Here is a 15390-nt window from a genome sequence, read left to right on the forward strand (position 1 = left end):
ATTCAGCTATATTAAAAATACTCATCTTTAATTGGAGGAATTATCTATGGCTATAGGTCACTATGATCTTAAAAGGACAAAAAACAAGCAGTACTTTTTCAACTTAAAAACATCGAACGGTGAAGTTATTCTCACCAGTGAAATGTACACTACAAAGGCAGCAGCGAATAAAGGGATTCGTTCTATCCAGGCAAATTCCCCTGAAGAAAAAAACTTCGAAATTAGAGAAAACAAATCTGGTAAGTCTTATTTCGTGCTTAAAGCGAGAAATTATCAAGTTATCGGGCTAAGCGAGTTGTACGATGATGAAATTGCTGCCAAAAAAGGCATTCAGTCGGCGGTTAAAAACGGCTCCAGTGTGAATGTTCGTGATCTAACAAAGTCAGAGTAACGACTTTTCATAATGAAATGCACCTTATCAGTTTGAATAAATATTCAGCTTTTAGGTGCACCTTATCGCTCTGCACAGCCAAACCCTGCATACCAATAAATTTGTATCCTCAATAGATTAAGCGTTAGAATCCTCACTTTATCCTTACTTTTTGTAGTGAAAACTGCCTTGAATTCAGATCGAGAATTTTTTAAATATGTTTACTCCAGAATTACTTTCCCCTGCCGGCTCACTGAAAAATATGCGCTATGCCTTTGCTTATGGTGCGGACGCAGTATATGCCGGTCAACCACGTTATAGCCTCCGCGTTCGTAATAATGAATTCAATCACGAAAATCTGGCACAAGGCATTAAAGAAGCCCACGAACTTGGTAAACGCTTTTACGTTGTAGTTAATATTGCTCCGCACAATGCCAAACTGAAAACCTTTATCCGTGATCTGAAACCTGTCGTTGAAATGGGACCTGATGCCTTGATTATGTCGGATCCCGGACTCATTATGATGGTTCGTGAGGCTTTCCCTGAAATAGAAATCCATCTTTCCGTTCAGGCTAATGCAGTCAACTGGGCAACAGTAAAATTCTGGCAACAAATGGGACTAACCAGAGTCATTCTTTCCCGTGAACTTTCGCTAGATGAAATTAACGAGATTCGCCAACATGTCCCTGATATGGAGCTGGAAGTTTTCGTACATGGCGCACTGTGCATGGCCTATTCCGGTCGCTGCCTGCTATCCGGTTATATTAACAAGCGTGACCCAAATCAGGGAACATGTACTAATGCCTGCCGCTGGGAATACAACGTTCAGGAAGGTAAAGAAGATGATATTGGTAATATTGTGCATATACACGAACCGATACCGGCAAAAAATATCGAGCCGACATTAGGAAAAGGTGCACCAACAGATAAAGTATTTACCTTCGAAGATATGAAGCGTCAAGGCGAATATATGTCTGCTTTTGAAGATGAACATGGTACTTACATCATGAATTCTAAAGACTTACGCGCAATTGAACACGTTGAAAGATTAACCAAAATGGGCGTTCACTCTTTAAAAATTGAAGGACGCACAAAATCTTTCTATTACTGCGCCCGCACAGCACAAGTGTATCGCAGGGCTATTGATGATGCTGTAGCAGGAAAGCCTTTTAATCCAACCTTGCTAACAACCCTGGAAGGGCTTGCTCACCGTGGATATACCGAAGGATTTCTACGCCGTCATACCCATGATACCTATCAGACTTATGAATACGGCTATTCGGTATCGGATACACAGCAATTTGTTGGTGAATTTACTGGTAAACGAGTCAACGGATTAGCTGAGGTTGCTGTCAAAAATAAATTCATAATCGGAGACAGTCTCGAATTAATGACACCATCAGGCAATATCCAGTTCACTCTGGAAGCTATGCAGGATAAAAAAGGTCAGCCAATGGAAGTTGCCCCTGGTGATGGATATATTGTCTATTTATCAATTCCTAAACAAATTGATATTAATTACGCCTTATTAATTCGTAATCTAAATGGTATTAATTCTCAATTCCCTCATGTGAACCGAGATTAAGACAAATAATCATCAATATACCATCTTGATGATGGTATATTTCTTTTTTTAGAAACAGATCACATCAATACTATTTTATTTACCGTAGTATTGCTGACGAAAAATAAAAAACTAAAAAAGTATTACAGTAAGACTAGGAACCACCTCCTTGGCCGGCTCAATCTCCCTTGAGCTGGCCTTTTCTTTTTATCCCATGAGAATAAAATCAACAAGTTGTAGAATTCATTTACATGATTAATTAAATAGATTAACTTAACTATTAAATTAATAAATCTTTGTATTAATATGTTTTCGATACCCCTTGCATTAATAAGAAAATATTTATAGTTACTGAAATATCACACTATCCAAAGAAATGTAATTAAAATTTTTCACTATTCAATAATTCAGAAAATCCATCATATTTAGACCAAATATTATACGATTTGATAAAATCGATTAGGTGAAAATTATGAAATAAGATAATTACAATTTACTTATTGTTAAAACTATTAGTTCAACATTTACCTGATTATTCTCGTTATCCACACTCACATCAGGCTGCTGATTCACAGACAACAAAAATCCCTGAATTAGCTAGCTGACTATCATTACCCTATCCCAATTGATTTAGCACAGAATTTTTACTGTCTTACATATCCACAACTTGAACAGGGAAAATAGAGATAATCAATTCATAAAACATCAATTAGCTGTAAGTACTATCCCGCATTCCAAGAGGATAAAATTAATATTTATCTTAACGCTACAATAAAAAATTGACCAGAAAATCAAAGGACAGTAGAAAAACATTCTTACATTAGCTTCAAAATGAGAAATATTACCTGATAATAATATTCAAAAAAGGTTAGTCAAATGAGTAATAACAACAAATATTCAACTTCACTATCAAACTCAATAGCCTATATAAGAAAAACATGATTTTATGGAATGCTACTCGCAAAAGAACTAACAAGAAATCAATGTAACAGTGAAATTATTTTTGGTGAATAAAATAAAACTCAATCTCAACATTTGCAATAAAAAAACAGCGAGAAATTTTCTATCTGTGACAAAATCAAACTGCACTTATGCACTTATCAATCAATTAATTTATTAAAAAATACAGAATATAGTTAAAAATTTAGAACAATTACTATTGCCATTATGGTTATCTTTAAAAAAGAACAAATAACCACATTAATGGTTCCCTGTAGAATTATATAACTTTAAAAACATAAATAGCCGAAAGATCTATTTATCATATATAGTGATATAAAATAATAAATCATTTACTAAAATAGAAATTTTATTTATATAATAATGAATTGCCTGTTATATTTATATAAACACTCAAAAATCAACAAATAACATTACAGAATTCACTAAAATGAAATCAAGATATATTGCATTTCATCATAAAGCGCATATAATCAATAGAACTTATTACAATATCAATTGGACTATAAAATGGCTAGTTTATCTATAAAAAAAGAAGATAGTATAAAGGCAGCTCTTATTGATTGGTTAATAGAACGAGACGAATTAAACGATAATGCAGTATTAATCAATGAACTCCCTATTGCAAATTTCAGCAGACGCGTTGATCTCGCAGTTGTAAATGGTAAGCTCCATGCATATGAAATTAAAAGTGACTCTGACAGTCTAGCCAGACTTGAAGGACAAATATCTACATACAGACTCTATTTTGATAAAGTAACCTTAGTTTGTGCACCAAAGTTTACTGAGAAAGCCTTATCAATTCTACCCACAGATATTGAAATATTAGAAATTAAGAAAAACAATAGTGGAACAATTAACTCTTTTATAAAAAAGAGACGCGGACATACATGCAAAATTTCTGAAGATAATTTCATTTTGTCCTTTGTCGAAAAAAAAGAAATCGTTAAATTCGTCAGAAAAAATGGTTATAGATGTCATCCCTCTGAGATAAGAGAAAACATATATAACTTGACAAAAAAAATCTCAATTGAGAAGAAAAGGAATTTCACAATAAATTATTTAAAAATAAAATATAAACTTTCTTTTGAAAATTTCATAAACAATAAGAATTCTAATTCAACTTCTGCTGAAAATGTTTCATTACTAAGCAATAATAAAATCAAAAGGAATATTAATAAAGTTAACAAAGATGAAGAACTTAAACATATTGATATTTCAGTTTATCAAAAACCCATAAATTCCTATGCTATAGATATATCGAAAAATTTATCACTTATAGGTATTAAATCTCATACTCCTATTTATATTATTCCAAGAAATAAAATTGCCTCTTAAAGAGGCAATTGCAAAAAATCATAGCAATATATTACTATTCAACAAAATTATATTCATCTGTATCATCATTGATATGAGACAATACATCATCTTCTATAAACCTAATCATTCTTTCTATATGTAAATTTACTCGTACCGAAATCCATTTAGATGGTGACTTAAAACCACTCACATTACCTTCACTAACAGATTTAATAATTTCTGTCCCCCAAACTGCCAATGAATCATCCCATCCCTCATCTGTAACAATATCTCTTGCTGCTAATTGATATAATTCATCTCTCTGTTCACTACCAGAGCGACGCTCAAAGCGCCAAACTCCTGGTGTAGGATAATCTATTCGCGCAACGAACTTCGCGTAACTTCCTGGATAAAATTCTCCGTGGATACTTGCTGCATCTCCATATAAAGCAATTTTTTCACCACCTATTGCAAGATAGTTTTGCCACTCCAACATGCTAATAGCTCCACTTTCTTTACCATATTCAGCAAATGTACGTGGAAAACTGGTACCAGAACTAACGATCTCTATTCTAGGATCAATATCCCTAAGCATATTAATTCCGCTAATAGTTGCATCTAAACATAGATCTTGATGAGAGCTATTTATTTGCCCCACATCCAATATAAATAATACATTACTTATATCGTCAACTATTGATGCTGCCGTTATCGCAGCCAGTAACTCATGCGACTTTAACGGATTAATTTTAACTACAAATCTACCAAAATAAGATTCTAACTTCTCAAGCTGCTTAACATAATCCCGTTTCCCCAAATCCTTATGGAAAATCGCTGCGGGAATAATTTTATTATATTTTTCTTTCTGATTTTTTAAAAAATCAATCCAATTACTACAATGTTTATCAGATAAATACAATGAATCTGAATCGATACATTTTAAAACTGGATCATGTGATATTTCTATAATTGATTCATTATTAAAAGAATCAAACCATTTATCAATAGCTGAATCAGCATCCTGTCCACCTTTGAGCTTTGTCAAAGACACAACCGGTAAAAACTTACTTTTTGTCGATTCACCGATATTACTAACGCCTTCCAACTCAGATTGTCTGGTTCTTATAGATGGGAAGTACCTATAGTCCGAAAATTTTTTCATTTTAGACTCCTTTAGGATATCGAATATTGATATAAAAATTCATCAAATCACATTCTCCTCAAGAAACTTGAGGTATTATTTAATAGGATTAAGATAATAAATAATTATTAATCCGCGTAAAACAATTCATCTACTTTATAACTCGTTAAATATTATATTAAATTTCAATTAGTTAATAAGATTATGATAAAAACCAAATTATTTCATCCTTATCCTATTTATCAGGTAGAAAACATTCTAAATATAGCCATACCCAGCAAACTAATAATAATTGCTATCGTATTAACTACACTAAAAATCTTCAATATAAATAAAACCCAATGAACTTAAATAAAAACCCGTTTATTTATCGCATTGTCTTCTCAACTTTGCTATAACTTTTATATCTGTAAATTACTTCTTGTGACAAGAATCACAAACATGGAGACCATTACCCAATATAAAGACAATCACATATTATAATTAATAATTATAGATTTTTAAAACAATAAACAGATGCTATTAACATCATATAAAAATCAAATTAATTAATCTAAAAGATTTATAATTAATGCAAGTTTTTAAAAGAAAACAATCCAACAGATAAATACTTTAAACTTTAACCACTAAATATCACTTGAAATATAGTAATGCCTCTCTTATCTCTTATATTGAATCACTACTTTTCAGGTAATAAATTTCACTTATACCCCCCCACCTGAAGCGATCCACTCCCCTTTCCCTTAGAATACAACTTGTTATTTTAAAAAGGATAAATGACAATCAATAGCATCTTTCAAGAGCTGGAGTAAGTCATGACTGATATCGCTAAGTTGTTAGGCAAAGATGCAGACAGTTTATTGCAACACCGTTGCAGTACCATTCCGAGTGAAAATCTTTATCTACCAGGCTCCGATTTTGTTGATCGAGTAATGATCGACAATAATCGACCAAATACGGTTCTGCGCTCCATGCAGACACTGTTTAATCATGGTCGTCTCGCAGGTACTGGTTATTTATCTATTTTACCGGTGGATCAAGGTGTAGAACATTCTGCCGCCGCTTCTTTTGCCACTAACCCACTTTATTTCGATCCGAAAAATATTGTTGAACTGGCTATTGAAGCAGGTTGTAACTGCGTAGCCTCTACTTATGGCGTGTTATCCTCAGTTTCCCGCCGTTATGCCCATAAAATCCCTTTTTTGGTCAAACTGAATCACAATGAAACACTGAGTTATCCTGCTCAATATGATCAGACTTTATATGCCAGTGTTGAACAGGCGTTTGATATGGGTGCCGTAGCCGTTGGTGCAACTATTTACTTTGGCTCTATCGAATCACGACGTCAAATTGAGGAAATTTCAGCGGCTTTTGAACGGGCGCATGAATTGGGAATGGTGACAGTCCTGTGGGCCTACCTGCGTAATTCTGCTTTCAAAAAAGATGGAGTGGATTATCACGCCAGTGCAGACTTAACAGGCCAAGCTAACCATTTGGCAACCACTATCGGCGCAGATATCGTTAAGCAGAAGATGGCTGAAAATAATGGTGGCTATACCGCTATTGGTTTTGGTCATACAGATAAACGCGTTTATGCCAATTTGACCACTGATCATCCTATCGATCTGGTGCGTTATCAGATAGCTAACTGCTATATGGGTCGTGCTGGCCTTATTAACTCAGGTGGTGCATCTGGTAATAATGATCTGAGTGATTCGGTTCGTACTGCAGTAATCAATAAACGCGCGGGTGGCATGGGATTGATTCTTGGTCGTAAGGCTTTCAAAAAATCTATGAAAGAGGGTATTGAGCTAATTAATGCCGTCCAAGATGTTTATCTGGATAATCAAGTTACCATAGCTTAATAAGGCTTTTTTATATACCTGTTATCTTTCAAGTTGCCTCTTTGTTGACTGCACTCACCCCGGTCACATCGTTATCTATGCGCCCGGGGATTCGCTCCCTTGCCGTCGCGATCCATCTTGAAATCCAGAGGGTATAGATGATAGTGATAACGAACGGATGATCAAAACGCTATAAATTCTGAGCCATAATACTTACTAGCTAGCGAAGACATCTTGCTCGTTATCACCTCCTTATCCAAATTAGCAAAACATCATTCAGCGGTTATTCTCACCACCACTGATGAAAATGATGTACAGGTCCAATCCCTTTACCTACTTCAAGAGAATCCGCACGCTCTAACGCAGTCTGGAGATAAGATTTGGCAACAGGAATCGTCGTCTGCCAATCTGAATAACATGGACGCAAAGCAGCTAATGCAGCGGAAAGAGTACACCCCGTGCCATGAGTATGACGTGTGTTAATTCTGAGAGCAGTAAAACGCCATTCCCCATTACCCGTAAATAGCCAGTCAGGGCTTTCATCATTTGTAAGATGACCGCCTTTCAGTAGAACCGCATCACATCCCAATGATAACAATTCACGCCCCTGCTTTTGCATCTCCGCTTCAGTTTTTGCAACCGAACATTTCAGCAGAGCTGCGGCTTCTGGCAAGTTTGGCGTAATCAACGAAACCTTAGGTAATAATTGTTCAACAACTAAGGAAACTGCTTCCGGCGCTAGAAGCGGATCTCCACTTTTCGCAACCATTACTGTATCCAATACAATATAAGGAATTGAATAATGGCTTATTGTATCTGCAACTACTGCAACATTAGCCGCATTAGATAACATGCCAATTTTAGCACTATCAATTCTGATATCTGACAACACAGACTCCAGCTGGGCGGCAACGAAAGCGGGATCTATATCGTAGACAGACTGTACACCACGAGTATTTTGTGCAACAAGGGCTGTCATTACTGTTGTGCCATAAGCCCCAAGCGCAGAAAACGTTTTCAAATCAGCCTGAATACCAGCACCACCACTAGGATCAGTGCCAGCAATTGTCAGTGCATTAATTCTCACTATAGATACTCCTTCCAGCCAGTAAAAGATAAAGCAGGTATCAGGAAGAAGACACTATGACTTCCCTACGCTGGCATTATCCAGATCAGGTATTACGGGTTCATCTCAGCTCAATTAAGAGCGCCCCGAGTCAAAACAAAAACACCCTATCAGATAACTAACAGGGTGATATCAGTATGTCATTGCTGCCAATAAAAAATCAGTCAGACAACAAAATTTACTCTGTCAATCAAAAACGATCGACAAAAAGAAGTTATGCTGTAGTGACATTTGCCGCAGAAGGACCTTTCTGGCCATCCTGAATTTCAAACTCAACTTTTTGACCTTCCGCCAGGGTTTTAAAACCATCGCTCTGAATAGCGCTAAAGTGTACAAACACATCTTTGCTGCCATCAGCTGGAGTAATAAAACCAAAACCTTTAGATTCGTTGAACCACTTTACAGTACCAGTGATTTTTGCCATTTTAAGAATTTCCTTTGGATCACTTAATTCTAATTCGCCATTTTTGGCGCAACATAAAAACCAGAGAAAGTGCTGCTATTAACAGAACCATATAACAGAACCGTACCTCGTTTACCGGAACGATTTATCACATATTCTTAATATGATGGCAAGCCATTTTTTATCAGCTATGGAGCTAACGCACATATTTAAAATTCTTAACAACAATTATTGTTTAACATAACTGCAAAAATTTGAAAACCCAAGGTTACCCTAATTAGCTTACAGTTTATCCACTCAACGAAACCGCGGATAACATAAATAATCTTAATTTATTTTGCTGATTTTATTATTAGCATTTTTATATCTAAGCTATGTCTATCGGCTCTAAACGCCTCTTTTTAAATGAAAGAAAGAATCAACCCCCTCCTAATATTCGTCAGCTAAAATATAAGTATTAAATATAGCCATTTAATACATATAACATCTTAATATTCATTTTTCGTTTAACTTTTATTGAGAATAGCAAGAGTAGAATTCCCGAATTTAGATGTTTGTCATATTTTATATGACGTGAAGGAATCCCCCCAATTTATGTCGCCGGGAAATTGGAGCAATAAATAATGAAGTTCGATTTGACCACAGCTTATACACTATCAATAACCCTTTTAGTCTCATCAGGGGCTGTACTTGCAACCACAGCAGATACCTCCAGCAAATCATCAGCAATGACAGCAACCCACACATCAACGGGTTATAACAACCATTCAGATAGTTTGTGGACAACATTCAACAATAATGTTGCCCTCACCTGGGATGCGCCCAACAATGAATTTTATCTTCCGGTAATTACCTGGCATAACAGATATACCTACGATAAAGACAAGACCGACAAATATAATGAACGTCCCTGGGGCTTCGGTTATGGTAAATACCGTTACGACAAAGACAATGATTGGCATTCTCTCTATGCAATGGCTTTTATGGATTCTCATAACCGTCTGGAACCTATCGTTGGCTATGGATTTCAGAAAATGTGGATACCCGGTGATTTAGACGGCTTCCGGCTGGGGGTTGGTTTTACTCTGAGTGTTACAGCTCGCCACGATTATTACTATGTTCCTATTCCACTCCCATTACCATTGTTCTCTGTGGAATATGATCGACTGTCATTTCAGGGTACCTACATTCCAGGCACATATAATAATGGTAACGTATTCTTCGCCTGGCTACGCTGGCAGTGGTAACGTAAAAAGTAAAAACACCAGACTGATATAAGTCTGGTGTTTGATAGTGATAATCCGGGTATCAATCACCCCTGATTCATTGTCTTCAATTTATTCCGCTGGGAACGAGATGTCATAAACCCAATCCATAAGACACCCACCCAAAATGGCATCAGAATGACTGAAATACGGATACTTTCTGTCATCAAAATAATGACCAGAATAAAGGCCAGGAAAACCAGACACAGATAATTACTAAATGGGTACCAGAATGCCTTAAACGATGGTTCTACACCCTCTTTAACTTTCTGGGCCCGGAATTTTAAATGAGCCATACAAATCATGACCCAGTTAATAACCAGCGTTGTGACCACCAGCGCCATCAATAATTCAAGCGCTTTGCCTGGCATCACATAGTTAATTAATACACCAATCGAGGTTGCTAATGCAGACATCACGATAGCCCTGACCGGAACTCCACTCCTATTAACTTTTGTTAAAATTTTAGGCGCGTTACCCTGTTTTGCTAAACCATACAGCATACGGCTGTTACAATATACGCCGCTGTTATAAACAGATAATGCAGCAGTCAGGACAACAATATTCAGAATATTCGCCACCCAGAAACTATCCAGGTTATGAAAAATCATAACAAATGGGCTTTCACCTTCAATAACATTACTCCACGGATAAAGCGACAATAACACCGTCAGAGAGCCGATATAGAAAATTAATATCCTATATACCACCTGGTTGGTTGCTTTAGGAATACTGATTCGCGGATTCTCTGCTTCAGCTGCAGTAACACCAACCAATTCCAAACCACCAAAAGAGAACATCAGTACCGCCATTGCCATAATAAGACCAGAAGCCCCATTAGGCATAAAACCACCGTATTGCCAAAGATTGGTGATACTGGCCTGTGGGCCACCCTTACCACTGATTAATAGATAAGCCCCAAAAACAATCATACAGATAATTGCAGCAACTTTAATGATTGCAAACCAAAATTCTGTTTCACCATATAATCGAACGTTAATTAAATTTACGCTATTGATTAAAACAAAGAATACCATCGCAGATACCCAAGTCGGAATATCAGGCCACCAGTAATGAATATACATTCCAACAGCCGTTAATTCTGCCATTCCGACCAGAGTAAACATTGCCCAGTAATTCCATCCCGATAAGAAACCGGGAAAATCTCCCCAATATTTATATGCAAAATGGCTAAACGATCCAGCTACAGGTTCTTCAACAACCATCTCTCCTAGCTGACGCATAATCAGAAATGCGATAAAACCTGCAACCGAGTATCCTAAAAGTACGGAGGGACCTGCCATTTTTATGGTTTGTGCAATACCGAGAAACAACCCAGTCCCAACAGCTCCCCCTAAGGCAATAAGCTGAATATGTCGGTTTTTTAAACCGCGTTTAAGTGTTGATTGCTGCGATTGTCCTGCCATCTTGTCCTCTTGCTGCAACTTTTATTTTGTTATGAGTGGGAAAACAACCGATTCCCATTTATAGCCGTTATCTTTCAAGTTGCCTTCTTGTTGGCTGCACTCACTCACCCCGGTCACAGAGTTATCTATGCTCCCGGGGATTCGCTCCCTTGCCGTCGCGATGCAATTTGAAATCTATTGGGTATATCTGCTTTGCTCAAAGCAGACAAAACACTTGCCTTATAGAAGGTGGATACTAAACATATATGTTAGCACAGATACAGCAAGGGAGAATGGCTGATGAGTATTAACAACTAATCAGAAAGGAAGATATCGGGTCACAAAACAGATACCTGAATCAAACTTTTCACCCTGATCACAGTAGCGGTCCAAAGCCAGCAGGTATAAGAACAGACATATTCCAAGTAATACTAAGATTGCAATGGTTTTTTTTATGCCCAATTCTATATTCCTTAAGCTTAGTTAGCACTCAATACACATAAGAATAAATTCAAGAAATTATATTTTACAATAATGAAAATAAGAAAAGTATCCATCCTGTGCTTCTGTTGTGGAGAAATCACTCTAGCAACATGTCATACCAGTAAATGTGTCGGAACAAATTAAACAAATACTGAATTATAGGGATTCTATTCTCTGGAACAAAAAAATCAATTGTCACATTTAGTTACAATCTGGCTCACTATGCCAACGCTTTGTCATATTTAAAAAAAGTTGTGTATACTTCTTTCACTTTCAACCAGAACGAAATTGTTAATGCCACAGGATAATCACTTAGCACTTGTATACGCTCTCAGCAAATGGATTGAGAATCACCTTGGCCGGGTTATCCACCTGGAAGAATTGGCAGCTTACTCAGGCTATTCGCTTTGGCATATGCAGAAGATATTCAAGGATATTACCGGAATTTCGCTTGGCAAATATATCCGCCAACGACGTCTGGCTGGTGCTGTTCATCTCTTAAGAAACAGCTCTTTATCTATTTTCGATATCGCCCTGGATTTTGGCTTTGGTTCACAGTCTCATTTCACTTACATGTTCCGCAAAGAATATGGCATAACACCTTATGATTTCCGGCAGACTCCAGATATTGAACTTGAGGTAAAACTCCCTCTTCATTTCGCCAATAGCTGCTCATGACACGATCATCAGGAAAAGAAATGCCTTGTAAGCGAGCAATTATACAACAAAGTAGCGGTACCTAATCAGGCTTTCAGGAGAGAGAAATGTCAATAAAATTGATCGCCATTGATCTTGATGGCACTTTACTGAACGAAAGTCATCAGATCACTCCCCCAGTTAAGCAAGCTATTCATCATGCCAGAAAACAGGGAATTCATATTGTTCTAGCTTCTGGCCGGCCTTTTACTGGCATCCAGCGATACTTACAGGAATTAGAACTAAACGAAACGGACAATTACTGCATCAGTAGCAATGGCAGTGTTGTCCATCAGGCAAATGACGGTGAACATTTGTTAGAAAATTTATTGGATTTTAAAGACTATCTGTTTTTTGAGTCGCTTTCCCGTGAAATAGGCGTTCATCTTCATGCTTTAGAATTTAATAGAATATATACGGCCAACCGTGATATCAGTCCATATACCGTTAGAGAAGCCTTCCTCACCGACACACCTTTAATTTATTGCCCTGTTGATGAAATGGACAAAGAAATGTGTTTCACTAAATTAATGATGATAGATCATCCCAATATCCTCAGTGATGCTATCAATTTCATCCCAGCAGATGCTTATGAGCACTATACGTTGATGCAAAGCAGCCCCTATTTTCTAGAAATTCTCAGTAAAGAAGCCAACAAAGGCACGGCGGTCAAAGTCATCGCTGATCATCTGGGTATCACCAGAGATAAAATTATGTGTATCGGTGATCACAATAATGACTTAGCTATGATCGAATTCGCCGGTGTGGGTGTTGCAATGGGGAATGCGGAACAAAGTGTTAAAAATATCGCTCAATTTATTACCGCAACAAATGAACAAGATGGAGTAGCAATAGCTATAAATAAATTCCTATAAAGTGGTTTATTTTATAAAACAAAAAATCCACTGATAATTATTTTAAATTAGATGACTAAACGGAAAAATTTCGTTTAGTTATTCTTATATTTTAAGAATTTCCCACCTCATTACCCTCCCTGATATTTCGATCTTGAAAACAAAATAATGTTACAACTCACAAGAACTATTTAGTTCTATACCCTTCATCTTTCAAGCTGCTGCTTTGTTGGCTGCGTTCACTTACCCCAGTCACATAGTTATCTATGCTCCTGGGGATGCGTTCTCTTGCCGCCGCACTGCAACTTGAAATCTATTGGGTATATACCCGTCATCTTTCAAGTTGCTTCTTTGTTGGCTGCACTCACTCACCCCGGTCACATCGTTATCTATGCTCCCGGGGATTCGCTCCCTTGCCGCCGCGATGCATCTTGAAATCCATAGGGTATAATTGCTAACCAGCAAATAATTGCCCCCACCGTAACCATTAGCACCCCCTGCCAAAACGAAAAAGAAAGCGCTGTGCTAAGTAACAATGATGAAAAAGCGGTAGATATAATTGGCGTGAAATAAGATAACGTCGCCAATAATGCAACATGCCCCCTAATTATCGCCACTGTCCATGCAGCATTCGCGACACCAATAACCGCTCCAGCAAACAATAACATACTAACACTACGAAGAGTTATCACCATTTCAGGAGGAGAAGTGAAGAAGTATTGAATCCATAATGCCAAAGCCGTTAGGATAAAAAACAACGACATGCCATTTTTACCCTCCGACATTATTTTTGTAATGTTACAATACATCGCCCAAATAATTGCACCAGCAAAAGCCAATCCATAGCTTAATGGATTACTCTGGATATTCTCCATCATTTGCCTGAATGACCAGCTATTGTCACCACTCATCACCCAACTGATCCCCAAAATAGACAACAATAAGCCGGGATATAACCACCAGTTCACTTTCTGCTTATTAACAATGACTGATAATAAGACTGTAAAACCCGGCCACAGGTAATTAACCATGCCTAATTCAATTGCCTGAACACGATTATTGGCAAAACCTAATGCGAGTGATAAACAAATTTCATAACTGACAAATAACAGACTTCCAAGCCATAAATAGGCTTTAGGAAAAGCGCTGATTTTTGGCAAACCTATTAGCAGAACCAAAAAAATTGAGCCAACAGTATAAATAAGAGCTGCACCACCTATAGGCCCAAAACTTTCACTAATACTCCTTATCAAACCAACGATTGCACTCCACAGTACAATCGCCAATATTCCATATACCGTAGCTTTTTGTTGTCCAATCCCTGCCTTCACATTCATCTCCATACTCAGAATCTATTCCAATAGGCTGTTATTCGTCACCTAATTCTCTGTCACGCTGAACCAAATAAATCAATACCAAGATGATAGTGACAAAGAAACGGAAAGCGCTGGACACACCGTTCCATTGTTTAGACATCCACATCCCAAACCATTCACCACCAATTGACATAAACGCGACTTGCCAGGTCAGGAAACCCAAAGTCAAGCCAGCTATCGCAATAGCTTTATTCTTATTAAAAACAACAGCACTAGATTTCAAATTCGCCAGCAAGAGAATACCACCGATCCAACACAACACTGCGGTGAAAGTTTCCAGAGCAATAATTACAATATAACCAATATGATGTAACACCGGTGAATAAATTGCACGATAAGTAATGGTAGTATCAGGGAAAACGGTATCCATCATAAATACATGCTGTACAAATGCAAAATTAGTACCATAGTCTGTAATGTTGCCAAAAGCGACTAATGTAGCAAACAAAGCAATTGCACAGACAGTCAAAGCCTTAGATAAACGAATAATCATTTGTTGAGTCCTCAAAGAATAAAAATAACTTAAGTACCAATAAGATCACAAAGCCCACAAACTATCATATAACTTAACAATTATCACCCTATTATTACATATTCAACCAT

14 protein-coding genes and 1 riboswitch are annotated in these 15390 nt (G+C 37.0%); of the genes, 7 read left to right on the plus strand and 7 right to left on the minus strand.

What is annotated here, in order from left to right; genetic code table 11:
* Positions 1 to 46: 46 nt before the first annotated feature.
* The 3 genes from BO26_RS04580 to BO26_RS04590 all read left to right on the plus strand — a co-directional run bounded on the left by BO26_RS04580 (position 47) and on the right by BO26_RS04590 (position 4232).
* A complete protein-coding gene (locus BO26_RS04580) occupies positions 47 to 391 on the plus strand; it encodes a YegP family protein (protein WP_036769271.1) in 345 nt (114 codons plus the stop codon).
* Positions 392 to 587: 196 nt separating this feature from the next.
* Positions 588 to 1955, plus strand: coding sequence for a prephenate-dependent tRNA uridine(34) hydroxylase TrhP (gene trhP / locus BO26_RS04585; RefSeq protein ID WP_036769274.1), 1368 nt, complete (start codon positions 588 to 590; stop codon positions 1953 to 1955).
* Between the two features lie 1449 nt (positions 1956 to 3404).
* A complete protein-coding gene (locus tag BO26_RS04590; protein ID WP_036769276.1) occupies positions 3405 to 4232 on the plus strand; it encodes a sce7726 family protein in 828 nt (275 codons plus the stop codon).
* 34 nt (positions 4233 to 4266) lie between these two features.
* On the opposite strand, the gene BO26_RS21500 is transcribed toward BO26_RS04590, so the two are convergent.
* On the minus strand, positions 4267 to 5355 hold the full coding sequence (locus BO26_RS21500) for a beta family protein (protein WP_051690874.1): 1089 nt from the start codon (positions 5353 to 5355) through the stop codon (positions 4267 to 4269).
* Between the two features lie 794 nt (positions 5356 to 6149).
* On the opposite strand from BO26_RS21500, the gene fbaB reads away from it, so the two are divergent.
* On the plus strand, positions 6150 to 7199 hold the full coding sequence (fbaB, locus tag BO26_RS04600; protein ID WP_036769278.1) for a class I fructose-bisphosphate aldolase: 1050 nt from the start codon (positions 6150 to 6152) through the stop codon (positions 7197 to 7199).
* A 268-nt stretch (positions 7200 to 7467) separates the two neighbouring features.
* Here fbaB and thiD read toward each other — a convergent pair whose 3' ends face one another.
* Both thiD and cspE read right to left on the minus strand, forming a co-directional pair.
* A complete protein-coding gene (gene thiD / locus BO26_RS04605) occupies positions 7468 to 8268 on the minus strand; it encodes a bifunctional hydroxymethylpyrimidine kinase/phosphomethylpyrimidine kinase (RefSeq protein WP_036769281.1) in 801 nt (266 codons plus the stop codon).
* Positions 8269 to 8310: 42 nt separating this feature from the next.
* A riboswitch (TPP riboswitch) is annotated at positions 8311 to 8403 on the minus strand.
* Between the two features lie 115 nt (positions 8404 to 8518).
* The gene (gene cspE / locus BO26_RS04610; RefSeq protein ID WP_015833897.1) at positions 8519 to 8728 is read right to left on the minus strand and encodes a transcription antiterminator/RNA stability regulator CspE; all 210 of its coding nucleotides are present in this window, start codon (positions 8726 to 8728) and stop codon (positions 8519 to 8521) included.
* 602 nt (positions 8729 to 9330) lie between these two features.
* Between cspE and pagP the strand changes: the two genes are divergently transcribed.
* Entirely contained in the window at positions 9331 to 9954 is a 624-nt protein-coding gene (pagP, locus tag BO26_RS04615) for a lipid IV(A) palmitoyltransferase PagP (RefSeq protein ID WP_036769283.1), read from the plus strand.
* Positions 9955 to 10019: 65 nt separating this feature from the next.
* Here pagP and BO26_RS04620 read toward each other — a convergent pair whose 3' ends face one another.
* Both BO26_RS04620 and mgrB read right to left on the minus strand, forming a co-directional pair.
* Positions 10020 to 11399, minus strand: coding sequence for an amino acid permease (locus BO26_RS04620; RefSeq protein WP_036769285.1), 1380 nt, complete (start codon positions 11397 to 11399; stop codon positions 10020 to 10022).
* Positions 11400 to 11696: 297 nt separating this feature from the next.
* Positions 11697 to 11840, minus strand: coding sequence for a PhoP/PhoQ regulatory lipoprotein MgrB (gene mgrB / locus BO26_RS24430; protein WP_081861843.1), 144 nt, complete (start codon positions 11838 to 11840; stop codon positions 11697 to 11699).
* Positions 11841 to 12155: 315 nt separating this feature from the next.
* Here mgrB and BO26_RS04625 point away from each other — a divergent pair, with 315 nt between their 5' ends.
* Positions 12156 to 12539, plus strand: coding sequence for a helix-turn-helix domain-containing protein (locus BO26_RS04625; RefSeq protein ID WP_036769288.1), 384 nt, complete (start codon positions 12156 to 12158; stop codon positions 12537 to 12539).
* Between the two features lie 86 nt (positions 12540 to 12625).
* Positions 12626 to 13432, plus strand: coding sequence for a sugar-phosphatase (gene yidA, locus BO26_RS04630; RefSeq protein WP_036769290.1), 807 nt, complete (start codon positions 12626 to 12628; stop codon positions 13430 to 13432).
* Between the two features lie 368 nt (positions 13433 to 13800).
* On the opposite strand, the gene yddG is transcribed toward yidA, so the two are convergent.
* Positions 13801 to 14748 (minus strand): aromatic amino acid DMT transporter YddG, encoded by a 948-nt coding sequence (gene yddG, locus BO26_RS04635; RefSeq protein ID WP_276525098.1) that lies wholly within the window; start codon positions 14746 to 14748, stop codon positions 13801 to 13803.
* A 31-nt stretch (positions 14749 to 14779) separates the two neighbouring features.
* Positions 14780 to 15280: a DUF2165 family protein gene (locus tag BO26_RS04640; protein ID WP_036769292.1), complete on the minus strand. Its 501-nt coding sequence runs from the start codon at positions 15278 to 15280 to the stop codon at positions 14780 to 14782.
* Positions 15281 to 15390: the final 110 nt, after the last annotated feature.

The organism is Photorhabdus australis DSM 17609, assembly GCF_000711895.1.
In the GTDB taxonomy this organism is placed as follows: domain Bacteria; phylum Pseudomonadota; class Gammaproteobacteria; order Enterobacterales; family Enterobacteriaceae; genus Photorhabdus; species Photorhabdus australis.